The sequence below is a fragment of the Marinobacter sp. G11 genome, assembly GCF_021282325.1.
Classification (GTDB): domain Bacteria; phylum Pseudomonadota; class Gammaproteobacteria; order Pseudomonadales; family Oleiphilaceae; genus Marinobacter; species Marinobacter vinifirmus.
Genome location: NZ_JAJSPB010000021.1, coordinates 41,531 through 64,978, shown reverse-complemented (window position 1 = coordinate 64,978; position 23,448 = coordinate 41,531). Strand labels below are relative to the sequence as shown.

Below are 23,448 nucleotides of genomic sequence, written 5' to 3'. Positions count from 1 at the left end.
GTTTTGATGGGGGAATCAGGCAGCCTGCCAGGGTGGCAGCTTTGCCGTGGAATCAGTGGCAGCTTTCGCGTGGAATGGGTGGCAGGCTTCGTCTGGAATCAGTGGCAACCTTGGTCTGGAATACGCAGCCATTCGTTGAAATCCGGATTGGGTAGAGAGGTTGTCCCGTGATCAGCGATCAGAACTCCGAAGGTTCGTGCCGATTTTGCGCGTTGTGAGAATTCTTTTCTGCCATGGTGCAGATCAAGGGCCAGGCCGACTTTCCTCAAACCAACGGCCCAATGATTGCTTAGCACAGGAAGGTGTTTGCCGGAATCATCTTTCAGCGACTCTGTAATCACGGTCCATAAATCTATATTCAGATCGTCAAGGCTCGCTATACCGTAGGCTATGCCGATGAGATCAGCTAGCATTGCGGATGATTTTCTGATATTACTTCGAGCGTTTTCTGACTTTGATTTTTTGTAAAAATCCCTGTGACTCTCAGCCGTTTCAATTACAGATTTTCCAAGAGAAGATTCCATGGCTTTCTGATACATGGACTTTCGTACATTGGCATTGGCGACCTGTGAAAAGCTCTCAAGAAGCCCTGCGATTGGAGTCTCGATCTCGGCTTTATCAACTCTAGATCTCAATTCCCGAGAGAATTCAGGCTCGCCTGAATCGTAAAAAGAGATGACCAAATTGCAAAGCTCTTCATTCGAAAGCTGAGACGGATTAGTTTTTACATCCATAATGCAACGTCCTTAAGTTTAAGAGCTTTTTTCTAACGAGTAGCTGTCTGACACTTTATTGCGGGCTTTTTCTAACTCTGATTCTATTCTTGCAGCGGTTGGGGTGGTATAAACCTGTTGACTGAGGGGGCTTCGATGCCTCATCGCTTTCTGAATCAACTTCACATTCATTCCAGCATCTTCAAGCATCCGACCAAATCGATGACGAAAGCCGTGAGGAGTTGTTCCATGCTCTTTACCAATGGGGATTGAGATATTGAGGGTTTTTTCCAGCCGTCCATATGCCCGTTCCAAAGCCGCGTTGTATGCAGAAATTGAATAGGGCTCTCCCGCAACGCCGTTGCCGTGAGACACGAACAAGAAGGGGTGGTCAGGTTTCCCCTCGGCCCTGCGTTGTTTTATCAAATAATCGCGATAACGCAGGTAATAAAGGTACATTGCCCGGAATTGATACTCAGCACTTTCATGGATAAAGTACACAGGAGCGCTGAGGCTCTTATCTACTGCCAGATTTTTCCACCCAGCATGGTAGGATTTTTTAACCCCATTCGTGTTTCTAGGCCTCAAGCCACGCTCCCTCAAATAGGTGGCGCGTGTTTTTTGCCCCTCACCAGATAAAAAGGTGACTGCTTCTGAGGGATGTCTGAGAAAAACTTTGCAACCTTGATTGGAATCCGGAATGACGTCGTTGAACCACAGGTGAAACGGTTCGGAAATTCTTGCTCCGCCAAATAGCATCAACAAAGTGATCATCTTCGCTGTGACGTCTTCCTGCTCAAAAGCAGGAAGGCGAGGGTCGCGGCTCAGAAGGAACCCGTGTGAAAGAAGTGGCTCAATGAGGTGTTCAGGAAAATCGATGGCTTCCCGTTCTTCAGAAGGCGGTGCTATTTCTTGACCGAGATCCACGATCTTCCTTCTCTCCCTTTCCGCGATCCTTTCTGCGATTTCTCTAGTATTTTTGAGATGACCAAGCAGAGATCGACTTTTTTCCTTTTCGGCCTGCCGAATAGTAGTAGCTAGAAAGCCAATCGATTCATCAGGGGAAGAAGGGCGAAGATTCTTCTTGGTTATGGAAGGCATCGCCAAATCGTGATCAACGCACCAATCAATGAAATTTTGGAGCGCTGAAACAAGGTTTCGTACAACCCTTTGAGAAGTAGGCGGCCAATACAATCCCGTCGAATCTGAATCGTCATCTATCGACAATGTTCCTACAAGAAGGGCATGAGCAAATGACCGAAAGGCTGTTCTGTGAGGGTTCTTTGATCGCCAAATTGATTCGTTGCCACTCGTAGCTTGGCAGTAGTCCCAGAAAAGTCCGAGTGACCGTGCTGTGTTCTTGCGCCAGCTATCCCCCTTTAAAGGGTGGGCGTTGAAATAATCTATTAGGGCAGTTACCGGCCTGGCTTGGCCATCCACTTGCAGGTATAAGACGGGAATCTTGGTTTCGCGATCATGCGCTTGTTTCTGAAGAAACACTGCGTGATGCTGAGGCGTCGTAGATATTTTCTTGTTAAGCATGGCGAATCCCTAAAAGTGGTAAGTTTATTATAGATGGTTTTTACATTATCGCCAATTTTCACTTTGGGGTTGCAATTCAGTCCATCGACTATATAATGGCACTCATACTTCGCTGACTCGGTAACTCTCGGTAAGTTTTTGGAGGGGGTATCTTGAGCATCCGCCTTCTAAGCGGATGGTCGCAGGTTCGAGTCCTGCCGGGCGCGCCATACTGCTCGAAGCAGGTTGGCACCGGACTCGCCGAACCAGCAAAGTTGAAGTAAGCAGATGCGTACCGTAAGGTACCTCCCTGATGTGGTGGACGTAGCTCAGTTGGTAGAGCTCAGGATTGTGACTCCTGCGGTCGAGGGTTCGAACCCCTTCGTCCACCCCACTTTTCCCCTTGTTTGTTTCCGCGGTTCTGACCTTCCCGTTCCGGGATCGGTGCTGCGGCGGATATGCGAGAGTGGCGGAATTGGTAGACGCACTGGATTTAGGTTCCAGCGGGGCAACCCGTGAGAGTTCAAGTCTCTCCTCTCGCACCACCCTTTCTTTTTTCTGATTTGTCCCCACCTTTTGTCCAGTCCGGTTGTGGTACTGGTCTCAAACCGTTATTCCGTCGTGTCGGGTGATTCTCTCGGCAGGGTAAACCGTGATAAACTACCGGCTTTTAATTTTGCGTCCCTTTGAGGTGAACCGCTTCATTAGGGATTTTGTTTTAATTTTCATTCACATACAGAATCTGTAATTTGAGGATCTTCCATGCAAGTGTCTGTTGAAACGACCTCCAACATCGAGCGTCGCATGACGATTGGTGTGCCCGCCCAGGAAATCGACCAGGCGGTCCAGAAACGCCTGCAGGAAACTGCCCGTACTGTTCGCCTGAACGGTTTCCGCCCCGGCAAGGTGCCCATGAGCGTGGTCAAGCGTCGTTTCGGTGACAGCATCCGCCAGGAAATCGTTGGCGAGGTTATGCGCGACAACTACATCAAGGCACTGCAGGAGCAGGACGTTAACCCGGCTGGCTGGCCGCGGTTCGAGCCGAAGACCATGGAAGAGGGCAAAGACCTCGAGTTCGTGGCTATCTTCGAAGTGCTGCCGGAAATCGAACTGGGCGACCTGAGCAAGGTTGAAGTCGAGAAGCCCGTGTCTGAAGTGGCTGACAAAGACATCGATACCATGATCGATAACCTGCGTCGTCAGCAGGCCACCATGAAGGAAGTGAAGCGCAAGTCCAAGAACAAGGACGTTGTGACCATCGACTTCAAAGGCTCCATCGACGGTGAAGAGTTTGAAGGCGGCTCCGCTGAAGGCCATCGCCTGACCCTGGGCTCCGGCCAGATGATTCCGGGCTTCGAGAAGGGCATTGTTGGTGGTAAGGCCGGCGAAGAGCTGGAAATCGACGTGGAATTCCCTGCGGATTACCACAACGAAGACCTGGCCGGTAAGCCTGCCAAGTTCGCTATCACCATTCACAAGGTTGAAGAGCCGCAGCTGCCTGAACTGAACGAAGAGTTCTTCCAGAAGTTCGGTATCGAAGCCGAAGACGAAGCGGCCTTCCGTGAGGAAGTGAAGAAGAACATGGAGCGCGAGCTCAAGCAGGCGGTTTCCAACAAGGTCAAGAACGACGTTGTTGAAGGCCTGCTGGCGACCACCGAGCTGGACATTCCGTCTGCCCTGGTAGACCAGGAAATCGACCGTCTGCGCCAGGACGCTGTTCAGCGTTTCGGTGGCCAGGTTGACTTCCAGCAGCTGCCGAAGGAAATCTTCGAAGACCAGGCCAAGCGCCGCGTGAAGACCGGCCTGCTGTTCCAGGAAGTGGTCAAGAAGAACGACCTGAAAGCCGATGATGCCAAGGTTGAAGAGAAGATCCAGGAAATCGCTTCTACCTACGAGCAGCCGGACGAAGTTATCGCCCACTTCAGCAGCAACCCGGACCAGAAGGCCCAGGTTGAGTCTTCTGTACTGGAAGATGCCGTGGTTGACCACGTCCTGGCCCAGGCCAAGGTGAGCGAGAAGAAAATGAAGTACGAAGAAGCGGTAGCCGCTGGTCAGCAGCAGCGCTGATCAGGCCCGGGCCTGGTGCCCGGTGCCGCTTTCTGGAAACAGCCGGCGTGTCCGGCTGTTTTCATCTGGGCTTACTGCTGGCAGAGTATAAGTATTCAGGGGTGTCCTGATCGCCGATTCAGGATATCCTCCGCAGGAGTCCATGCCCATTGTCCATAAGGAGTTCAGGCGCACATGACGCAGAAACCGTTTGATGGCCCTACAATGATAACCAGCGCCGGTCTGGTGCCGATGGTAATTGAACAGACGGCACGTGGAGAGCGTTCCTTCGACATTTATTCACGTCTGCTCAAGGAGCGGGTGATTTTCCTGGTTGGCCCGGTTGAAGATCACATGGCGAACCTTGTGGTTGCCCAGCTGCTATTCCTGGAATCCGAAAACCCGGACAAAGATATCCACCTGTACATCAACAGCCCAGGTGGCTCCGTAACTGCGGGTATGTCTATCTACGACACCATGCAGTTCATCAAGCCGGACGTTTCTACCCTGTGTATTGGCCAGGCGGCCAGCATGGGTGCTTTCCTGCTTGCCGGTGGTGCCAAGGGCAAGCGTGCCTGCCTGCCCAATTCCCGCGTGATGATCCACCAGCCGCTGGGCGGATATCAGGGCCAGGCAACGGATATCGAGATCCACACCCGCGAGATCCTGAAGATTCGCCATACCCTGAACTCCATTCTGGCCCACCATACCGGCCAGGATCTGGATACCATCGCCCGTGATACCGACCGTGATAATTTCATGGACCCGGTCCAGGCGAAGGAGTACGGGTTGATCGATACAGTACTTGATAAGCGCGTATCGAATAACTAATACTGAAAGTCATCGCATCATCCCTGGTCGGCGTACTGTCTGATGGCGCCGACCAACGAAGAACAGAGGTATTTCAATGGCAGATGAAAGAAACGGCAGAGGCGACGATAACGGCAAGTTGCTGTACTGCTCGTTTTGTGGAAAGAGCCAGCATGAAGTCCGTAAGCTCATTGCAGGGCCCTCGGTGTTCATCTGCGACGAGTGTGTAGACCTGTGTAACGACATTATTCGGGAAGAAATCCAGGAAAATGCCCAGGAAGAGGCCAGCGACCGGCTGCCCACTCCTGCGGAAATCCGGGAGACCCTGAACGAATATGTGATCGGCCAGGATCGCGCCAAGGTGGTTCTGTCTGTAGCGGTATACAACCACTACAAGCGTCTGCGTTATGGTGAAGGCAAGAGCGACGTTGAGCTGGGCAAGAGTAACATCCTGCTGATCGGGCCGACCGGTAGCGGTAAGACCCTGCTGGCTGAAACCCTGGCCCGCATGCTGAACGTGCCGTTTACCATTGCCGATGCCACCACGCTGACCGAAGCCGGTTATGTGGGTGAGGATGTTGAAAACATCATCCAGAAACTGCTGCAGAAGTGCGACTACGATGTCGACAAGGCCCAGCGCGGCATTGTGTACATCGATGAAATCGACAAGATTTCCCGCAAGTCTGACAACCCCTCCATTACCCGGGATGTTTCCGGCGAGGGTGTTCAGCAGGCACTGCTCAAGCTGATCGAAGGTACGGTAGCATCGGTTCCGCCTCAGGGTGGCCGCAAGCATCCGCAGCAGGAGTTCCTGCAGGTTGATACCACCAACATGCTGTTTATCTGTGGTGGTGCGTTCGCTGGCCTGGAAAAGGTGGTTCAGGAACGTTCCGAGCGCAGCTCCATCGGTTTCTCCGCTACGGTGAAGAGCCCGGACGACAGCAAGAACACCGGCGACATCATCCGTGATGTGGAAACCGAAGACCTTGTGAAATTTGGTCTGATTCCGGAGTTCGTCGGTCGTTTGCCGGTGGTGGCAACCCTGACCGAGCTGGACGAAGAGGCCCTGGTGCAGATTCTGACCGAGCCCAAGAACGCACTGACCAAGCAGTACCAGAAGCTGTTCGATATGGAAGGTGTAGAGCTGGATTTCCGGGAAGACGCCCTGCGCGCGGTGGCCAGAAAGGCCATGGAGCGCAAGACCGGTGCCCGGGGCCTGCGCTCCATTATGGAGGCCACCCTGCTGGATACCATGTACCAGATTCCATCCGAGCACGATGTGTCCAAGGTGGTGATTGATGAAAGCGTGATCAAGGGCGATTCCGAGCCCTTCAAGATCTACGCCAGCAGCGATCACGCCAAGGCAGTACCGGAAGACTGATTTCCGGACCGTCATGGTGCATCAGAAAGAGGGGCGGCAACGCCCCTTTTTCATTGGCCTGCTTGCACAAAACCGCATCATCCCGCCCGTGCTTTCCTTTCGTAAAAAGATTGCAATTTTTGTCTGCGCCCCAATGATGGGTAATATGCTGAAAGAAACGCTGTCAGAGGATTCCCTATGACCCGTATACCTGAAGAAACCGTGCAAGAATATCCGCTGCTCCCGCTGCGGGATGTGGTGGTATTTCCGCACATGGTGGTGCCACTGTTTGTGGGCCGAGAAAAATCCATCCAGGCCCTGGAAGCCGCGATGGAGGGCAGCAAGGAAATCCTTCTGGTCGCCCAGAAAGACGCTTCTACCGACGAGCCGGGCCCGAAAGATGTGTTCGACATGGGCACGCTGGCTACTGTGCTGCAGATGCTCCGGTTACCGGACGGCACCGTTAAAGTGCTGGTTGAAGGTAATGCCCGGGCCAGCATTACCGGCATTGAAGAAGCCGACTTCCTGACCGGTCAGGCTGTTCTGATGGATGAGGAGTCTTTGCCCGAGCGCGAAGAAGACGTTCTCACCAAGACCCTGATGGGCGAATTCGAGAAGTTCGTAAAACTGTCCAAGAAAGTGCCTTCGGAAGTATCCAATGCACTCACCGGCATCAATGAGCTGGAGCGCCTGGTAGACACCATGGCCGCGCACCTGGATATGCGCATTCCGGAGAAGCAGGAACTGCTGGAAGCCCTGGATGTACGCAAGCGGGTAGACCTGCTGCTGGGCAAGCTGGACGGCGAGATCGACCTGATCGAGGTTGAAAAACGCATCCGTGGCCGCGTGAAGAAGCAGATGGAGCGCAGCCAGCGGGAGTATTACCTGAACGAACAGATGAAGGCCATCCAGAAAGAGATGGGCAATCTGGGTGAGGGTAACAACGATTTTGAAGAGCTGGAGCAGAAGCTCGAGCAGGCCGGCCTGCCGGAAGAAGCCCGCAAGAAGACCGAAGCGGAGCTGAACAAGCTGAAGATGATGTCGCCCATGTCTGCCGAAGCCACGGTAGTGCGGGGCTACATTGACTGGATGCTGGCGGTGCCTTGGAAAAAGCGCAGCCGCGTTCGCCACGACCTGGAAAAAGCGCGCGAGATTCTCGACCGGGACCACTACGGCCTGGATGAAGTCAAGAAGCGCATCCTTGAGTACCTGGCGGTGCAAAGCCGGGTGAAGAAGGTCAAAGGGCCGGTATTGTGCCTGGTAGGGCCTCCCGGTGTGGGCAAGACCTCGCTGGGGCAGTCCATTGCCAAGGCTACCAACCGGAAATACACCCGCATGGCCCTGGGTGGCGTGCGTGACGAAGCGGAAATCCGCGGTCACCGCAAAACCTATATCGGCGCCTTGCCGGGCAAGCTGTTGCAGAAGCTTGCCAAGGTAGAGGTGAAGAACCCGCTGTTCCTGTTCGATGAAATCGACAAGATGGGTATGGACCATCGGGGTGACCCGGCGTCGGCCCTGCTTGAGGTGCTGGACCCGGAACAGAACCACACCTTCAACGACCATTACCTGGAGGTGGATTACGACCTTTCCGATGTGATGTTCGTGTGTACCTCTAACTCCATGGATATTCCGCCGGCGTTGCTGGACCGTATGGAGATCATCCGGATTCCGGGTTACACCGAGGACGAGAAGGTCAACATTGCGCTGCGTTACCTGCTGCCCAAGCAGATCAAGGCCAATGGCCTGCGTAAGGACGAACTCAAGCTGCCGGAAGAGACCCTGCGCGACCTGATCCGCTACTACACCCGGGAAGCCGGTGTGCGTGGCCTAGAGCGGGAGATTGCCAAGATCTGCCGTAAGGTGGTGCGTGAGCACGTAGAGAGCAGTGATAACGCCTCTATTACCCTGACGCCGGACATGCTGGAAGATTATTCCGGCGTGAAGAAGTTCAAGTACGGCCTGGCCGAGGAGAACAACCAGGTTGGCCAGGTGACGGGCCTGGCCTGGACCCAGGTGGGCGGCGAACTGCTGACCATCGAATGTGCCCTGACCCCGGGTAAGGGCCGCGTGGTGAAAACCGGTTCTCTGGGCGATGTGATGCAGGAGTCTATACAGACCGCGCTCACCGTGGTTCGCAGTCGTGCAGCAGGGCTCGGAATCGCTGATGATTTCCATGAAAAGCACGATCTGCACATCCACGTTCCGGAAGGTGCGACCCCGAAAGACGGCCCGAGCGCCGGTATCGGCATGTGCACCGCACTGGTTTCTGCACTGACCCGGATTCCTGTGCGGGCCGATGTGGCCATGACCGGTGAAATCACATTGCGGGGCAGGGTACTGCCGATCGGCGGGCTCAAGGAAAAGTTGCTGGCAGCCCACCGTGGTGGCATCAAGACTGTCCTGATTCCTGATGAAAATGTCCGTGATCTCAAGGAGATACCGGATAACATCAAGGGGTCGCTGGAGATTCGTCCGGTGAAGTGGATTGACGAGGTGCTGGATATTGCTCTGGAATACGCACCGGATCCGTCTGCCGAAAATGCCCCTGGCAAAGCGGCGTCTTCGAAAGCAAAAGAAGATGCCAGTGATGTTACTGAGCGCATAAATACTCATTAATGACGGGATGAGTTGTTGACACGTCAGAGAGCCCATTGGTATAACTGTTTCGCCGTGAAGCAGCCAATACCAAGGGCTCCCGCGCAGTATGTGCCTATTCCGATCACCGGTGAAACACCGCAAGGAATAAAAAAACAGAAGAATGGAATTCTCCGACTGCTTATGCGATAGTCGGAAAAGTCCGCTAAAAAATCCGACCTATAACATCTTCAACCTGAAATCGAAGGGGTTTAGTGTGAACAAGTCCGAACTGATCGACGCAATTGCAGAATCCGCAGATATTTCCAAAGCAGCAGCTGGCCGTGCGCTGGATGCAATGACCAGCTCCATCACCGGTGCTCTGAAGAAAGGCGACCAGGTTACCCTGATCGGTTTCGGTACCTTCTCTGTGAAAGAGCGTGCAGCCCGTACCGGCCGCAACCCGCAGACCGGCGCTGAAATCAAGATCGCGGCCTCTAAAGTACCTGGCTTCAAAGCAGGTAAGGCCCTGAAAGACGCCGTTAAGTAACGGTTCTTTCTTTGGCGGCTTTCGCACGCGGGAGCTGCCGCAGGAACTCGAGGCGCATTCCGTAAAGGGTGCGCCTTTTTGCGTTAAGAAGGGGCTGCCAGAACAGCTTCTCGCCAACAAAACATCCGCACGACCTTGAACAGGGATTCAGGAATAACATGCTTCAAGATATTCGGGATAATGCCCAGGGCACCATCGCAAAGGTTATTATCGGCCTTTTGATCATTTCCTTGTCGATCTGGGGGATGGACGCGATCATCGGCGGCTTCACCGGTGAACCGGAAGTGGCCACCGTTAACGGCAACGACATTACCGAACGGGAGTTCCTGCGCACCGTTCAGCTGGAAACCCAGCAACGCCTCATGCAGATGGAAAACCCGGATCCGTCACTGGTGGATGAAGACCAGGTTCGCCGAGATGTTCTGGAGGCTTTGATCCAGGAAGCCGTGCTCACCCAGGACGCTGCCAACCAGGGCCTCGAACTTTCCGATGCCGACATCGATTCCCTGATTACCCAGATGCCCCAGTTCCAGGTGGATGGCCAGTTCAACCGCGACCGCTTTGTGGCCACTGTGCGTAACCTGGGTATGGGTGTTGCGGAATTCCGTGAAAGCCTGCGCAAGAACTACGTGGTTAACCAGATCCGTGCGGCGATTGCCCAGACTGGCCTTGCGGTTCCCGCCCAGGCGGAACAACTGCTGGCTATCCAGAACCAGACCCGGGACTTCCGCGTACTGACGATTGATGCCGATACGGTAGCCGACCAGGTGTCGGTATCGGATGCAGACATCGAGGCATACTACGAAGACAACAAAGACCAGTTCCGTAAACCGGAACAGGTTTCCGCCGCCTACATCACCCTGTCGCTGGATGCCCTGGCAAGTGCTATCGAAATCTCCGACGAGGAAGTGCGTGGCTACTATGATGAGCGGGCCGAAGACTTTGCCCGTGAAGAGCGTCGTGCCGCCCACATCCTGATTGAAGCGGGTGCCGAGGCAGAGCAAACCATGGCAACCATCCAGCAGCGTCTGGAAGAGGGTGAATCCTTTGCTGCGCTGGCGGAAGAGTTTTCGGTTGATACCGTTTCCGCCCGTGAGGGTGGCGACCTGGGCTTTGCCGGTCGTGGTGTTTATGACGAAGCTTTCGAGCAAGCGCTGTTTGCACTGGAAGAAGGTGAAACCTCCGGCCCGGTGGAAACCAGCTTTGGTGTGCACCTGATTCGCCTTGTAGAAGTGCGCCGTGCTGATGTGCCGGCATTTGCAGAGCTGGAATCCGAACTGCGTGACGAGCTGGCCCGTGCCCGGGCAACCGAGCGTTTCGCTGAAGTGCGGTCCCAGCTGGCTGATGCTGCCTATGCCGCGGATGACCTGGCGGGCCCGGCCTCCGAACTGGGGCTGGACGTTCAGGAAGTCTCTGGTGTAACCCGCGACGGCGGCCCGGGGCCGTTTGACCACGCCGGACTGGTTCGCCAGCTGTTCTCTGACGACGTGCTGACTGGCGGCTACAACACCGAACTGATCGATGTTGAAAATAATCGTGCGGTGGTGGCCCGGGTTCGCGAGTATCAGGAGCCGCGCCAGCTGGAGTTGGCGGATGTTGAAGGCCAGGTTCGTGACCTGCTGACCAGCCGTGCAACCCGCAAGGCCCTGGATGACCGTGCGGCCGAGCTGGTGGCTGCGGTAGAAGCTGGTGAGCAGCCGATGGCTGACCAGTGGCAGGGTTTTGAAGGCGAGGGCCGTAACGTGGCAGGACTGGATCCGTTCATTGCCCAGGCTGTGTTCTCCCTGCCGCATCCTGAAGGCGAGCAGCCGGTTGTCGGCAAGGCGCTGGGTGGTAGCGAGGCTGCGGTGATCGTGCTGAGCGCGGTTAACCCGGGTGAGGTTCAGGATGATAATCCTGAGTACCGCCAGCTGCAGCAGTTCCTGGCACAGCTTGAGGGGCAGCGTGAGTACCAGGCCTATCAGCAGTACCTGAGAAACACCGCAGAAGTCGAGCGGAATTAAGGTCAGGCTTCAGACTTTAAAGGGTGCCCTCGGGCACCCTTTTTCGTATCCGAGGATCAGCTCTGGGGGAAGCGGGTAGCCTTCAGGCTTTCCTTGATCTTTTTCAGGTGATCCAGGAAATCCGGGCCGCGCTTGAGGGTGACTCCGGTAGCCAGGATATCGATGACCGTCAGGTGAATAATCCGGGAAGACATGGGCATGTAGACCTCGGTATCTTCCGGTGCAGTGACACCCACAACCGCGGTGCAGGCTTCCGCCAGCGGCGACTCCGGATTGGTAATGCCGATAACCGTGGCGCCATTGGCCCTGGCCAGGTGGGCAATCTCCACGGTTTCCCGGGTACGGCCGGTAAAGGAGATCAGCACGATGGCGTCGCCAACCCCGGAACCGGCGGCCACCATGCGTTGCATCAGGGCGTCGTCGTAAGAGGTTACCGGGATGTTGAAGCGGAAAAACTTGTGTTGGGCATCCAGGGCGACCGAGGCCGAACCGCCCATGCCGAAAAAGGCAATCTGCTTGGCCTGGATCAGGTAATCCACCACTGTGGCAATGGCCTGTGGGTCCAGCGCCTGCCTTGCCTTGTCCAGGTTGGCGATGGTGCTGAGCATGATTTTTTCGCCATACTCCGCCGGGCTGTCATCCGGCTCTATATCCTGGCCCACGTAGGGGGTGCCGGTGGCAATGCTCTGGGCCAGCCGGATTTTGAAGTCCGGAAAGCCGGTTGCGGAGAATCCGCGGCAGAACCGGTTGACCGTCGGCTCGCTCACATCCGCTGCGCGGGCAAGGGCAGCGATGGAGTAACGGGTTGCCGCACTCGGGTCTTTGAGAATGGCCTCGGCAACCTTGCGCTCGGATTTATTCAGCGATTCCAGGCGATTCTGGATCTGCTCAAGCAGGTTGTCGTCTCTGCGTCCCGGGTTGTCCGCCATGCAGCTATACTCCCTTCTGTTCTGGTGGTAAGACGTCATTATACCTGCTGCGGGGAAACAAAAGGGTAGTAAATATGTCATATATCGGAAGTGCCCTTGGCTTGGCCCCGGGACAGTGCCATTATTTGGCTAAAGTTACGAAAAATCCGGCCTTGCGGTACGCCGGGCGAAGGAGACGCTGATGGTGGATCAACCTGTGTGTGCCTGCGATCTGATGCTGTTCGGAGCCTCGGGAGACCTGGCCCAGCGCAAGCTGTTCCCGGCGCTGTATCAGCTTGACCGGGCCGGATTGCTGGCGTCGGACAGCCGGGTGCTGGCCATTGCCCGGCGCGACACAGACACCGCAGCCCTGCGCAAAGCGCTGTTGGCCAGGCTGGAAGAGCAGATTCCGGAGCCGGAGTTCGACGCCACCGTAGCGCAGGGATTCGTCAGCCGTGTGGAATACCTGGAGCTGGATTTCACCGATACCGACGGTTTCCTGGTGCTCAACGACTGGCGCCATCCCGGTAACCAGTTAATTGTCTATATGGCCACGCCGCCATCCATGTATGGCGTGATTGCCCGGAATCTGAGGGCCGGTGGTTGCTGTACCGAACGTACCCGGGTGGTGGTGGAGAAACCCATCGGCCACGACCTGGAATCTTCGAAAGTGATCAATGACGAACTGGCTGAAGTTTATCGGGAAAGCCAGCTGTTCCGGATTGATCATTACCTGGGTAAGGAAACGGTCCAGAACCTGATTGCCTTGCGGTTTGCCAACAACCTGTTCGCTTCCCAGTGGGACCAGAACCATATCTCCCACGTGGAGATCACGGTGGCAGAAAGCATGGGCATTGAAGGCCGCTGGGGTTATTTCGACCAGGCCGGCCAGATCCGGGACATGATCCAGAACCACCTGCTGCAGCTGCTGTGTCTGATTGCCATGGACCCGCCATCGGACCTGTCTGCCGACAGTATCCGGGACGAAAAGGTAAAAGTGCTGAAGGCGCTGAAACGGATTACCCCGGATATGATGGCGGAATACGTGGTGCGCGGGCAGTACACCTCCGGCACCAGTGAAGGCAAGCCGGTGCCCGGTTACCTGGACGAAGAGGGCGCCAATAAAGCCAGCGAAACCGAGACCTTTGTTGCACTGAAGGCCGAGATTGATAACTGGCGCTGGTCTGGCGTGCCCTTCTATATTCGCACCGGCAAGCGGCTTCCGGAGAAAATGTCGCAGATCATCATCCACTTCAAACCGGCACCCCATTACATCTTCGATCCGGACCAGAAGCACCTGGCCAACAACAAGCTGATTATCCGGCTGCAGCCCGATGAGGGCATGGCCCTGAAGATCCTCACCAAGGACCAGGGGCTGGATAAGGGCATGCGGTTGCGCCAGGGGCCACTGGAGCTGACGTTCTCCGAAACCTTTGATACCGATCGAATTCCGGATGCTTACGAGCGGTTGCTGTGGGAAATCATGCGGGGCAACCAGTACCTGTTTGTCCGCCGCGATGAGGTAGAGCACGCCTGGCGCTGGGTCGACCAGATCATCCGTAACTGGCACGACAGCGGCGAACCGCCGAAGCGCTACGCCGCAGGCACCTGGGGGCCGGTGGCGTCGATTGCCATGATCACCCGGGATGGCAGGAGCTGGTATGAAGACGTGTGACCTGCCGCTACCCGAAGGGGTGCAGGCATTTTTCAGTGAGACCACGCAGGAATGTGCGGGCCAGCTGGCGTTACACGTAGCGGAAAGCCTGCGTGGCCGGCTCCGCCGGGGCGGACGGGCTTCGCTGGTGGTGTCCGGTGGCTCTACGCCGGTGCCCTTCTTTCAAACGCTGGCGCAGCAGGAGCTGGCCTGGGCCCGGGTCACGATGCTGCTGGCCGACGAGCGCTGGGTGCCGGAAGGGGACCCCGCCAGCAACACGACCCTGGTGCGGCAGAACCTGCTGCAGGGCAGGGCAAAGGACGCACGCTTTCTCAGCCTGCGGCAGCCGCTGTGCAGCGCCGAGCAAGCCTTGCCTGCTATCGAGCAGCTGCTGGCCGAGTTGAAGTTGCCGCTGGATGTGGTGGTTCTGGGCATGGGCAACGATGGCCATACGGCGTCGCTGTTCCCGGATGCGCCCCAGCTGCCGGAGGCAATGTCTATTCAGGCGCCCGGTCGGGTGTGCGTGATGACACCGCCGTCCCAGGCCCATACCCGGGTAACCCTGACCCGGCCGGTGCTGGCGGGCGCCCGGTTCCTGGCGTTGCATCTCAGGGGTGAGGACAAGCTGGAAACCCTGGAGCGGGCCCTGAAGGCCCCGGATGACTGGCGGGAAATGCCAATCCGTGCTTTTCTGAAGCCAGGCTTGCGAATTTACTGGAGCCCGTAACGGGCTGTTGTCCGGTTAGCGCCGGGGGAGACTTGAATGCCATTGCTGTCTGTGGAGCACCAGGAAAAGATCGAGTTTGTGATGGCGCAGTCGCCATTGATACCCGTGATCACCATCCGTGATCCGGACGATGCCATCCCGCTTTGTCGGGCGTTGTTTGACGGCGGTATTCGCGCGCTGGAGATCACCTTGCGCACAGAACATGGCCTGGATGCCATCCGGCGGGTTCGGGAAGCGCTTCCGGACGCGATTGTGGGGGCGGGTACGGTGATCAGCATCGATCAGTACCGGGACGTCGAGCGAGCCGGGGCCGAGTTTGTCATTACCCCTGGTGTAACCGATGCCATCCTGGATTTCGGTGTGACCTCGGAATCCCCCCTGCTGCCGGGCATTGCCACCGCATCAGAACTGATGATGGGGTACAGCCACGGCTACCGGCACTTCAAGTTGTTTCCCGCGGAAGTATCCGGGGGTGAAAGGGCCTTGAAGGCGTTTGCCGGCCCCTTCCCGGATGTCTGCTTTTGCCCGACCGGCGGGGTTCGCCAGCAGACGGCTGCGGCCTACCTGGCGCTGGATAATGTCTCTGCGGTGGGCGGTACCTGGCTGACGCCGGATGAAGCCGTGGCCAGTAAGGACTGGCAGACCATTACCGGCATCGCCCGGGCCAGCCTGGCGGCCATTGGCCACCGGGGCTGACCGGCGCAGGCTACTGGATGTCGGACCCTACACGAACGATTTTCATGGAGTTGGTGCCACCCTGGGCGTTCACATAGTCGCCCTTGGTGATCACCACCAGGTCGTTATCCTGCACAACACCCCGGCTCTTCAGTTCGTCGACGGCCAGTGCATTGACCTTTTCATTGGCGTGGTTGGCAGAATCGAACGGAACCGTCTGCACGCCCCGGAACAGAGCCACCCGGTGCTGGGTGGAGTGGTGCCGTGAGAAGGCAAAGATCGGCAGGCTGGATTTGATCCGTGACATCAGGCGCGGAGTAGAGCCGGTTTCTGTCAGGCAGATAATGGCAGACACACCCTGCAGGTGGTTGGCGGCGTACATGGCAGACAGGGCAATCGCCTCGTCTACCTTTTCCATGCTCTCGTGGATCCGGTGCTGGGACTGGTGCATGGACGGGTGCCGTTCCGCACCGGTGCAGATGCGCACCATGGCTTCCACGGCTTCTTTCGGGTAATCGCCCACGGCAGTCTCGGCGGACAGCATCACGGCATCCGTGTAATCCATCACCGCGTTGGCAACGTCAGATACCTCCGCCCGGGTGGGCATGGGGTTGGTGATCATCGACTCCATCATCTGGGTGGCGGTGATCACGGCCCGGTTCAGTACCCGGGCCCGCTTGATGATGTGTTTCTGAACTGCCACCAGTTCGGCATCGCCGATCTCCACGGCCAGGTCGCCCCGGGCGACCATTACGGCGTCTGACGCTTCGATAACGGCATCCAGTGCGTTGGTATCGTGGGCCAGTTCGGCCCGTTCAATCTTCGCCACCAGGCCGGCATCGGAGCCGGCTTCTTTCAGCAGCTGACGGGCCACGTGCATGTCTTCGGCGGTGCGGACAAAGGAAACCGCCACGTAGTCGGCATCCAGGCGGGCGGCGGTGACGATGTCCTGCTTGTCTTTCTCGGTGAGGGCGTCCGCTGAGAGGCCGCCACCGCGCTTGTTCAGGCCCTTGTTGTTGGACAGCGGGCCGCCGATCAGTACGGTGGAGGTGATGCTGTGGTCGTCGACCGCGGTCACTTCCATTTCAATCCGGCCGTCATCCAGCACCAGGATATCGCCCGGGCTGACGTCGTTGATCAGTTGTTCGTAATCAATGCCAACTTGCTCCGATGTGCCAGCCTCTTTGTCCATGGTGGCGTCGAGCACGAAGGTCTGGCCCCGTTCCAGGGTGACCTTGTTGTCGGTGAAGCGGGCGATGCGCAGTTTCGGGCCTTGCAGGTCGGCCAGGATGGCCACAAAGCGACCTTGGGCCGCGGCCGCTGCACGAACCCGGCGGGCTCGTTCCATATGCTCTTCGGCGCTGCCGTGGGAAAAGTTGAGGCGGGTAACATCAACGCCGGCGGCGATGATACCTGCCAGCGATTCCTCACTGTCGGTGGCGGGGCCGAGGGTGGCGACAATCTTGGTGCGCCTGAGCATAGTGCGTGTCCTTGTCTGTAAAATTTGAGTGTTCAATTGAACCTGAAAGCCTCCGGTAAAGAAAGTACACTTAGGTCTGGAATAACCACGATACAGGGAGAGAGCCCATGCACTCTACGGTTCAGAAGGTGACCAACCGCATCATCGAACGCAGCAGGGCTTCCCGCGCGGATTATCTCGAGAGGATGGCCGGGCTGGCGGCAAAGGACCCCCATCGTGGCACCTTGTCTTGCGGTAACCTGGCCCATGGCTTTGCGGCTTGTAGCCAGGGCGATAAAGACACCCTGAAATTTCTTAACCGGGCCAATGTGGCCATGGTTTCCGCCTACAACGACATGTTGTCTGCCCATCAGCCTTATCAGCGCTTTCCTGACATTATACGCGAAGCGGCCCATGGCATGGGCTCGGTAGCCCAGTTTGCCGGCGGCACTCCCGCCATGTGTGACGGGGTCACCCAGGGCCAGCCGGGAATGGAGCTGAGCCTGTTCTCCCGGGACACCATCGCCATGAGTACGGCAGTGGCGCTGAGCCACAACATGTTCGACGCGGTTATGCTACTGGGTATATGTGACAAGATTGTGCCAGGGTTGCTGATTGGTGCCCTGAGTTTCGGCCACCTGCCGGCCATTCTGGTGCCATCCGGCCCCATGCCGTCCGGGCTGCCGAACAAGGAAAAGCAGCGGATTCGCCAGCTCTATGCCGAGGGCAAGATCGGCCGGGATGAATTGCTGGAAGCCGAAAGCCAGTCTTACCACAGCCCGGGCACCTGTACCTTTTACGGCACCGCCAACAGTAACCAGTTACTGGTAGAGGTAATGGGCCTGCACCTGCCCGGTGCGGCTTTCGTAAACCCCGATACGCCCCTGCGGGATGCCCTGACCCGCGCGGCGACCGAGCAGGTCATCAAGTTGTCCCGGCCCCACGGCGGCGAGTTGGGGCTCGGCCATATGGTGGACGAGAAAGCCATTGTGAATGCCCTGGTAGCCCTGCTGGTGACCGGTGGCTCCACCAACCACACCATCCACTGGATCGCCATTGCCCGGGCGGCCGGGATCCTGGTTGACTGGAACGACTACGCCGAGTTGTCGTCGGTGGTGCCCTCCATGACCCGTATTTACCCGAACGGCCAGGAAGACATCAACGCTTTCCGCGAAGCCGGCGGCACGCCGTTCCTGATTCGGGAATTACTGGCACAAGGCTACCTGCATAACGACGTCAACACAGTGATCGGTAAGGGGCTGGATGCCTACGCCCGGATGCCGGAGCTGGAAGGGGAAAGCCTTCGCTGGCACCCAGCTGTTAGCAAGAGCCAGCGCCCGGATGTGCTGAGCAGCGCCGCAGAGCCCTTCGCCCCGGATGGCGGGTTGAGGGTGCTGGATGGCAATCTCGGGCGCGGAGTGATCAAGGTATCGGCGGTAGCACCGGAACACCATCGGGTTGAGGCGCCGGCGGTGGTTTTCAACGACCAGAACGAACTGAAAGCTGCTTTTGAAGCTGGCGACCTGAACCGGGATTGTGTGGTGGTGGTGCGCTTTCAGGGGCCGAAAGCCAACGGCATGCCGGAGTTGCACAAGCTGACCCCGTATCTGGGCGTGCTGCAGGACCGCGGCTATCGGGTGGCGCTGGTGACCGATGGCCGGATGTCCGGTGCCTCTGGCAAGGTGCCGGCGGCTATCCATGTTTACCCGGAAGCACTGGCGGGCGGCCCGCTGGCCAGGATTTGTGACGGCGATGTTATTTGCGTGGATGCCGTTAGTGGTGTGCTGTCGGTGCAGCTCGGCGAGGCGGAACTGGCTGACCGCAGCCCGGCCAGTACAGACCTGGCAGCGAACCATACCGGCTATGGCCGTGAGCTGTTCGGCTGGATGCGCCAGGGTGTCTCGAATCCGGAGCAGGGTGCCAGTGTGTTCTGGAGCGCCGGCTGATGACGGAAGCTGTTCCGCACGCCATGGCTCTGGTGGGTGATGTTGGCGGCACCCATGCCCGGTTTGCGCTGGTGGTGCCGGGATCGGTGCAGTTGCAGTCGCTGAAGGTTTTCCGCTGTGCTGATTTTTCGGGGCCCGGGCAGGCCATTGCGGCGTACCTGAAGCACATAGGGCCGGTGACTGTCTGCGAAGCCTGTGTGGCCGTTGCCGCCCCGGTTACCGGTGACGTTGTTACCCTGACCAACAACCGCTGGCAGTTCGATACCGGGCACCTGGCGCAACGCTTTGGCCTGGACCGGTTCCGGCTGGTGAATGATTACACCGCCATGGCGCTGGGCGTAATGCACGTGCCGGCCAGCCAACGGGTGCCGGTGGGCGGGGGTGACGCAGACCCGTCGCGCCCGGTACTGGTTCTTGGCCCGGGCACGGGCCTGGGCATGTCGGCACTGGTGCCGGCGGGGGATGGCTGGATACCGCTGGCAACTGAAGGGGGCCATGTGGACTTTGCGCCGCTGGATGACCTTGAGTGCGAGATTGCCCGCCGTCTTCGCGCCGCCTATGGCCGGGTTTCTGTGGAACGACTGCTGTGTGGTGCGGGTATCATGAACCTGTATCGAACGCTGGCGGAGATTACCGGCAGTAAGCCGGTACACGAAGCCCCGGAGCAGGTTTCCGCAGCGGCCATGGCAGCTAATGACGAGCTGGCAGCCCGGGCGCTCAGCCTGTTCTGTGACATTCTGGGCCGGGTAGCCGGCAACAGCGTTCTGACCCTGGGCAGTTACGGAGGTGTCTATCTTTGTGGCGGCATTGTGCCGGCGATTCTCGACTTTTTTATGGCCAGCGGCTTTCGCGCCGCATTCGAAAACAAGGGCCGGATGCGGCCGTTATTGGAGGCCACGCCGGTTCAGGTGGTGCTGGATGGCAACACCGGGCTGTACGGCGCTGCAGCGGCCCTGACCAATGCCGGGAGGTGACCATGACTCAGACGGCTAATCATCTGGATCGCCTGGACTTTGACCAGCTGGTGCAGCAGGTAAGGGCCTGTACCCTGTGTAAAGATGTCTTGCCGGAAGGGCCGAGGCCGGTTGTCCAGCTGTCCCGGTCGTCCCGCATCCTGGTGGTCGGCCAGGCGCCCGGCCGCAAGGTTCACGAAACCGGAATTCCGTTCAACGATCCCAGCGGTGACCGGCTTCGACAATGGATGGGCGTGGACAGGGAGCAATTCTACAACGACGAACAGGTGGCTATTCTGCCCATGGGATTCTGCTTTCCCGGCACCGGAAAATCCGGTGACCTGCCGCCGCGGCCGGAATGCGCCGAAACCTGGCGCGAGGCCTTGCTGGCTCGGCTGGACAAGGTTGAGCTGACCCTGGTGATCGGCCAGTATGCCCAGGCCTGGCACCTGCCGGACAGCCGCAAATCGGTAACAGATAATGTCAAAGCCTGGCGGGAATACTGGCCGGGGCTATTGCCCATGCCTCACCCGAGCCCGCGCAATATCCGCTGGCTGAAAAGCAATCCCTGGTTCGAGCAGGAGGTGATTCCCCGGCTTCAGGCCCGGATCGGGGAATTACTCTGACCCGGCGGCGGTGAACAGGCTCTGGTGCCGGGTTGCCGCCCGATGGATGTAGCTGTCCAGCTGCTCCCGTTGCTGCTCAGTGATATAGAGCCCCTGCTTGGTACGCCGCCAGAGTACGTCTTCCGCGCTCAGTGCCCACTCGTGGGCAATCAGGTAGTCTACTTCACGCTGGTACAGGGTGGCGGTGTAGGCGTGGCCAAGATCCTCTGTGCCGGTACAGCCTTTGAGGATGTGGTGGCTGTCGGTGCCATAGCTGCGCACAAACCGGCGGATAATGGCGCGGTCCAGCCAGGGGTAGTGCAGTTGCAGCTCTTCTGCGAGCTGTTGCTGGCTGGCAAAGTCGGCCCCCGGTAACAGGGCGTTCCGGGTCCAGGATTTGCCCGCTCCGGGGAAGTAATCGCATACGGCATCGGTGACCGCCTCGGCCAGCTTACGGAAGGTGGTGATCTTGCCACCGAACACGGAAATCAACGGCGCCTGGTGATCCTGGTCGTCGACCTCGTAGGAGTAGTCGCGGGAAGCGCTCTGGGCATTGCCGCCTTCATCGTCCATCAGCGGCCGGACCCCGGAGTAGCTCCATATCACATCGCCGGGTGTCAGTTGCCGGCGGAAATACTGGTTCACCACGTCCAGCAGGTAGCGGGTTTCCTCTTCGGAAATTCGTGCTTCCGACGGGTTGCCCTCGTAGTCCACATCGGTGGTGCCAACAAGGGAGAACTCATCTTCGTAGGGAATGACGAACACAATGCGCTCGTCGGCATTCTGGAGAATGTAGGCTTCGGTATCCTGGTTAAGGCGGGGCACCACAATGTGGCTGCCCTTGACCATGCGGATCTGTTTGGGGGCAGTCATGCCCAGGCTTTCACCGAACAGACGGCTGACCCAGGGCCCGGTGGCATTCACCACCACCCTGGCGCTGAGGGTTCGTGTGTGCCCGGTGAGGGTATCTTCCAGTACCGCTTGCCAGCCAGAGCCCTTGCGTTCGGCCCGGATACACCGGGTGCGGGGCAGGATACTGGCGCCTTTTTGCTGGGCTTTGCGAGCTGAGAGTACCACCAGCCTTGCGTCGTCTACCCAGCCATCGGAGTATTCAAAGCCCCGGGTGATTTCCGGTTTCAGGGGGGATTCTTTGCCGAAGTTGATGGCCCGGGAGCCGGCCAGCAGTTCACGCTTGGCGAGGTGGTCGTACAGAAACAGGCCCGTGCGGATCATCCAGGCCGGTCTCAGGTGAGGCTGGTGGGGTAAGCGAAAACGCATCGGCCACATGATGTGGGGAGCATTGCCCAGCAGGGCCTCCCGTTCCGCCAGTGCTTCACGCACCAGCCTGAACTCGTAATGCTCCAGATAACGCAGGCCGCCGTGGATCAGTTTGCTGCTGCTGGACGACGTCGCCGAGGCCAGGTCGTTCATCTCACACAAGACAACCCTGAGCCCGCGGCCGGCGGAGTCCATGGCAATGCCTGTGCCGTTTACGCCGCCACCGATAACAAGTAAATCGCAGTGGTCCGGAAATCCGCCGAGCGGTGATGTTTCTGTGCTGGTTTTTGATGCTTTCCGAACCACTGTCTGCTCACTCCTTGTGTCAGAGCCGGAGTGGCTTGCCGGCCTCGCGGCGGCGCTCCTCCCACTCTTCTTGGGTTTGTGCGGCCTGGTCTCCGGCCATGGAGCCGATGATCTCGAAATAATCCGAGGCAAATTCATCGGCCATCACCTGGTCACGGGGTTTTACCTTCACCACGTAAACGCTTTGTACGTTCTGGTGATCAAACTCGCGCCAGTACTGCTCGTCTTTCAGCAAACTGTAGCGGTGGCCTTCCAGTGCCCGGATCACATCGGCAGTATTCGTAGTGCCGGCACGCTCAACCGCTTCCTTGTACTGGTACACAATACTGTAGGCCGAGGCCGCAGAGGAAGAGGGGCGCATTTCATAGCGGGCAGAGAAGGCTTCAACAAACTCCTTGCCGCGGGGGTAGTTGTTCTCGTACGGCAGGGTCCATACCCAGGGTGCGCCGCCAATCACACCTTCCATCATCGCCGGGCCCACCTGCCGGGCCATGCCCAGAGTCAGGTTGGGAACCACCACCTGCATGCGCTTGGTCAGACCCATTTCATAGGCCACCTGCAGCGCGCGCACCATGTCGTCGCCAAACAGTACCATCATCAGCACCTTGGCGTCAGATTCGGCAGCCTGTTCCAGGGCCTTGCGGAAGTCGGTAATCAGTGCCCGGGGAAACGGGGTTTTGACGCCCGGGTGGCGTTCGGTGTCCTGGGTATTGGAAAACTGGCGAACGGACTCTTCCACTGACCAGCCCCAGGTGTAGTCCGAGGTGATGTAGAAGTAATCGTCGTTTGGGTGGTTCTGGTTCAGGTAGTCGCCCAGTGCCTTGGCGGTCATCCAGGCATTGTATGGCTCCCGGAACATGAACGGGTGGCCTTCACTGCCGGTGGTGGCGTTGGAATAGGTGAGGGTACCGAAGTAAATGCGGTTCCTGTCGCGGGCGGCCTTGCCGGAGGCGATGGCAACGGCGCTGGATACACCGCCAAACACCATCTGAACACCTTCCTGGTCAATCATTTCGGCGGTGTTGCGGGCGCCTTTTTCCGGCTCGCCGCGGGTGTTGCGGATGACCAGTTCCAGTGGTTGCCCCAGCACACCGCCGGCCTGGTTGATTTCCTCAACCGCAAGGTAGGCTGCCAGGCGTTGTTGCAGGCCCTGGTTTTTATAGCGTCCCGTTTCCGGGTAGTTAAGACCGATCTTGAGAGATTCGGCGGAAACAGTGGCGCTGCCGAGCAAAAGCAGACATGCCGAGAGCAGGAAAGTCCTGAAAGTCATTGCAGATTGGCCTCCGGTTTAGGGTTCGCACAGCCTATTCTTGTTTTATGTCAGGCTGAAGTAATAGCGTAGTTTCTGCCCGGGGCTTTG

General features: G+C 58.0%; 19 protein-coding genes and 2 tRNA genes. 15 read left to right on the top strand and 6 right to left on the bottom strand.

The window, feature by feature from the left end:
• Positions 1-98 precede the first annotated feature (98 nt).
• Together LWH94_RS13510 and gmtY are read right to left on the bottom strand one after the other, a co-directional pair.
• Positions 99-734, bottom strand: coding sequence for a hypothetical protein (locus LWH94_RS13510; RefSeq protein ID WP_232902558.1), 636 nt, complete (start codon positions 732-734; stop codon positions 99-101).
• Between the two features lie 18 nt (positions 735-752).
• Complete coding sequence (gmtY, locus tag LWH94_RS13505) at positions 753-2,255, bottom strand: gamma-mobile-trio recombinase GmtY (RefSeq protein ID WP_232902557.1); 1,503 nt, start codon at positions 2,253-2,255, stop codon at positions 753-755.
• Between the two features lie 297 nt (positions 2,256-2,552).
• On the opposite strand from gmtY, the gene LWH94_RS13500 reads away from it, so the two are divergent.
• From LWH94_RS13500 to LWH94_RS13460, 9 genes are all read left to right on the top strand, one after another.
• Positions 2,553-2,628 (top strand) — tRNA-His (locus LWH94_RS13500).
• A 66-nt stretch (positions 2,629-2,694) separates the two neighbouring features.
• Positions 2,695-2,779: transfer RNA gene (locus LWH94_RS13495), tRNA-Leu, on the top strand.
• Positions 2,780-2,996: 217 nt separating this feature from the next.
• Positions 2,997-4,301: a trigger factor gene (gene tig, locus LWH94_RS13490; RefSeq protein ID WP_232902556.1), complete on the top strand. Its 1,305-nt coding sequence runs from the start codon at positions 2,997-2,999 to the stop codon at positions 4,299-4,301.
• A gap of 174 nt (positions 4,302-4,475) precedes the next feature.
• On the top strand, positions 4,476-5,111 hold the full coding sequence (clpP, locus tag LWH94_RS13485; RefSeq protein WP_022988050.1) for an ATP-dependent Clp endopeptidase proteolytic subunit ClpP: 636 nt from the start codon (positions 4,476-4,478) through the stop codon (positions 5,109-5,111).
• 76 nt (positions 5,112-5,187) lie between these two features.
• Positions 5,188-6,471: an ATP-dependent Clp protease ATP-binding subunit ClpX gene (gene clpX, locus LWH94_RS13480; RefSeq protein ID WP_232902555.1), complete on the top strand. Its 1,284-nt coding sequence runs from the start codon at positions 5,188-5,190 to the stop codon at positions 6,469-6,471.
• Positions 6,472-6,484: 13 nt separating this feature from the next.
• Positions 6,485-6,652 (top strand): hypothetical protein, encoded by a 168-nt coding sequence (locus LWH94_RS13475; RefSeq protein WP_232902554.1) that lies wholly within the window; start codon positions 6,485-6,487, stop codon positions 6,650-6,652.
• On the top strand, positions 6,649-9,066 hold the full coding sequence (lon, locus tag LWH94_RS13470) for an endopeptidase La (protein WP_232902553.1): 2,418 nt from the start codon (positions 6,649-6,651) through the stop codon (positions 9,064-9,066). Before LWH94_RS13475 ends, lon begins: the two co-directional genes overlap by 4 nt.
• 235 nt (positions 9,067-9,301) lie before the next feature.
• Entirely contained in the window at positions 9,302-9,574 is a 273-nt protein-coding gene (locus LWH94_RS13465; RefSeq protein ID WP_022988046.1) for an HU family DNA-binding protein, read from the top strand.
• A 158-nt stretch (positions 9,575-9,732) separates the two neighbouring features.
• Positions 9,733-11,577: a SurA N-terminal domain-containing protein gene (locus tag LWH94_RS13460; RefSeq protein WP_232902552.1), complete on the top strand. Its 1,845-nt coding sequence runs from the start codon at positions 9,733-9,735 to the stop codon at positions 11,575-11,577.
• 56 nt (positions 11,578-11,633) lie between these two features.
• Here LWH94_RS13460 and LWH94_RS13455 read toward each other — a convergent pair whose 3' ends face one another.
• Positions 11,634-12,506, bottom strand: a complete 873-nt coding sequence (locus tag LWH94_RS13455) for a MurR/RpiR family transcriptional regulator (RefSeq protein ID WP_232902551.1) — start codon at positions 12,504-12,506, stop codon at positions 11,634-11,636.
• Positions 12,507-12,687: 181 nt separating this feature from the next.
• Here LWH94_RS13455 and zwf point away from each other — a divergent pair, with 181 nt between their 5' ends.
• From zwf to LWH94_RS13440, 3 genes are read left to right on the top strand one after another with little or no spacing between them, the layout of a single operon-like run.
• Entirely contained in the window at positions 12,688-14,160 is a 1,473-nt protein-coding gene (gene zwf, locus LWH94_RS13450; RefSeq protein ID WP_058340075.1) for a glucose-6-phosphate dehydrogenase, read from the top strand.
• Positions 14,147-14,866 (top strand): 6-phosphogluconolactonase, encoded by a 720-nt coding sequence (pgl, locus tag LWH94_RS13445; protein ID WP_232902550.1) that lies wholly within the window; start codon positions 14,147-14,149, stop codon positions 14,864-14,866. The genes zwf and pgl overlap by 14 nt, the downstream gene beginning before the upstream one ends.
• Before the next feature lie 36 nt (positions 14,867-14,902).
• Complete coding sequence (locus LWH94_RS13440) at positions 14,903-15,562, top strand: bifunctional 4-hydroxy-2-oxoglutarate aldolase/2-dehydro-3-deoxy-phosphogluconate aldolase (protein WP_022988041.1); 660 nt, start codon at positions 14,903-14,905, stop codon at positions 15,560-15,562.
• Positions 15,563-15,572: 10 nt separating this feature from the next.
• Here LWH94_RS13440 and pyk read toward each other — a convergent pair whose 3' ends face one another.
• A complete protein-coding gene (pyk, locus tag LWH94_RS13435) occupies positions 15,573-17,021 on the bottom strand; it encodes a pyruvate kinase (protein WP_199455947.1) in 1,449 nt (482 codons plus the stop codon).
• A 107-nt stretch (positions 17,022-17,128) separates the two neighbouring features.
• Between pyk and edd the strand changes: the two genes are divergently transcribed.
• From edd to LWH94_RS13420, 3 genes are read left to right on the top strand one after another with little or no spacing between them, the layout of a single operon-like run.
• Positions 17,129-18,946, top strand: coding sequence for a phosphogluconate dehydratase (edd, locus tag LWH94_RS13430; protein WP_232902549.1), 1,818 nt, complete (start codon positions 17,129-17,131; stop codon positions 18,944-18,946).
• A complete protein-coding gene (gene glk / locus LWH94_RS13425; RefSeq protein ID WP_232902548.1) occupies positions 18,946-19,920 on the top strand; it encodes a glucokinase in 975 nt (324 codons plus the stop codon). Before edd ends, glk begins: the two co-directional genes overlap by 1 nt.
• A gap of 2 nt (positions 19,921-19,922) precedes the next feature.
• Positions 19,923-20,525 (top strand): uracil-DNA glycosylase family protein, encoded by a 603-nt coding sequence (locus LWH94_RS13420; protein ID WP_232902547.1) that lies wholly within the window; start codon positions 19,923-19,925, stop codon positions 20,523-20,525.
• Here LWH94_RS13420 and glpD read toward each other — a convergent pair.
• Together glpD and LWH94_RS13410 are read right to left on the bottom strand one after the other, a co-directional pair.
• Positions 20,517-22,088, bottom strand: coding sequence for a glycerol-3-phosphate dehydrogenase (gene glpD / locus LWH94_RS13415; protein WP_332875497.1), 1,572 nt, complete (start codon positions 22,086-22,088; stop codon positions 20,517-20,519). The genes LWH94_RS13420 and glpD overlap by 9 nt on opposite strands.
• Positions 22,089-22,107: 19 nt before the next feature.
• Entirely contained in the window at positions 22,108-23,358 is a 1,251-nt protein-coding gene (locus LWH94_RS13410; protein ID WP_232902546.1) for an ABC transporter substrate-binding protein, read from the bottom strand.
• Positions 23,359-23,448 lie beyond the last annotated feature (90 nt).

Coding starts and splice junctions, on each gene's coding strand:
- LWH94_RS13510 (WP_232902558.1), bottom strand. CDS start 734: ATGGATGTAAAAACTAATCCGTCTCAGCTTTCGAATGAAGAGCTTTGC.
- gmtY (WP_232902557.1), bottom strand. CDS start 2,255: ATGCTTAACAAGAAAATATCTACGACGCCTCAGCATCACGCAGTGTTT.
- tig (WP_232902556.1), top strand. CDS start 2,997: ATGCAAGTGTCTGTTGAAACGACCTCCAACATCGAGCGTCGCATGACG.
- clpP (WP_022988050.1), top strand. CDS start 4,476: ATGACGCAGAAACCGTTTGATGGCCCTACAATGATAACCAGCGCCGGT.
- clpX (WP_232902555.1), top strand. CDS start 5,188: ATGGCAGATGAAAGAAACGGCAGAGGCGACGATAACGGCAAGTTGCTG.
- LWH94_RS13475 (WP_232902554.1), top strand. CDS start 6,485: ATGGTGCATCAGAAAGAGGGGCGGCAACGCCCCTTTTTCATTGGCCTG.
- lon (WP_232902553.1), top strand. CDS start 6,649: ATGACCCGTATACCTGAAGAAACCGTGCAAGAATATCCGCTGCTCCCG.
- LWH94_RS13460 (WP_232902552.1), top strand. CDS start 9,733: ATGCTTCAAGATATTCGGGATAATGCCCAGGGCACCATCGCAAAGGTT.
- LWH94_RS13455 (WP_232902551.1), bottom strand. CDS start 12,506: ATGGCGGACAACCCGGGACGCAGAGACGACAACCTGCTTGAGCAGATC.
- zwf (WP_058340075.1), top strand. CDS start 12,688: ATGGTGGATCAACCTGTGTGTGCCTGCGATCTGATGCTGTTCGGAGCC.
- pgl (WP_232902550.1), top strand. CDS start 14,147: ATGAAGACGTGTGACCTGCCGCTACCCGAAGGGGTGCAGGCATTTTTC.
- LWH94_RS13440 (WP_022988041.1), top strand. CDS start 14,903: ATGCCATTGCTGTCTGTGGAGCACCAGGAAAAGATCGAGTTTGTGATG.
- pyk (WP_199455947.1), bottom strand. CDS start 17,021: ATGCTCAGGCGCACCAAGATTGTCGCCACCCTCGGCCCCGCCACCGAC.
- edd (WP_232902549.1), top strand. CDS start 17,129: ATGCACTCTACGGTTCAGAAGGTGACCAACCGCATCATCGAACGCAGC.
- glk (WP_232902548.1), top strand. CDS start 18,946: ATGACGGAAGCTGTTCCGCACGCCATGGCTCTGGTGGGTGATGTTGGC.
- LWH94_RS13420 (WP_232902547.1), top strand. CDS start 19,923: ATGACTCAGACGGCTAATCATCTGGATCGCCTGGACTTTGACCAGCTG.
- LWH94_RS13410 (WP_232902546.1), bottom strand. CDS start 23,358: ATGACTTTCAGGACTTTCCTGCTCTCGGCATGTCTGCTTTTGCTCGGC.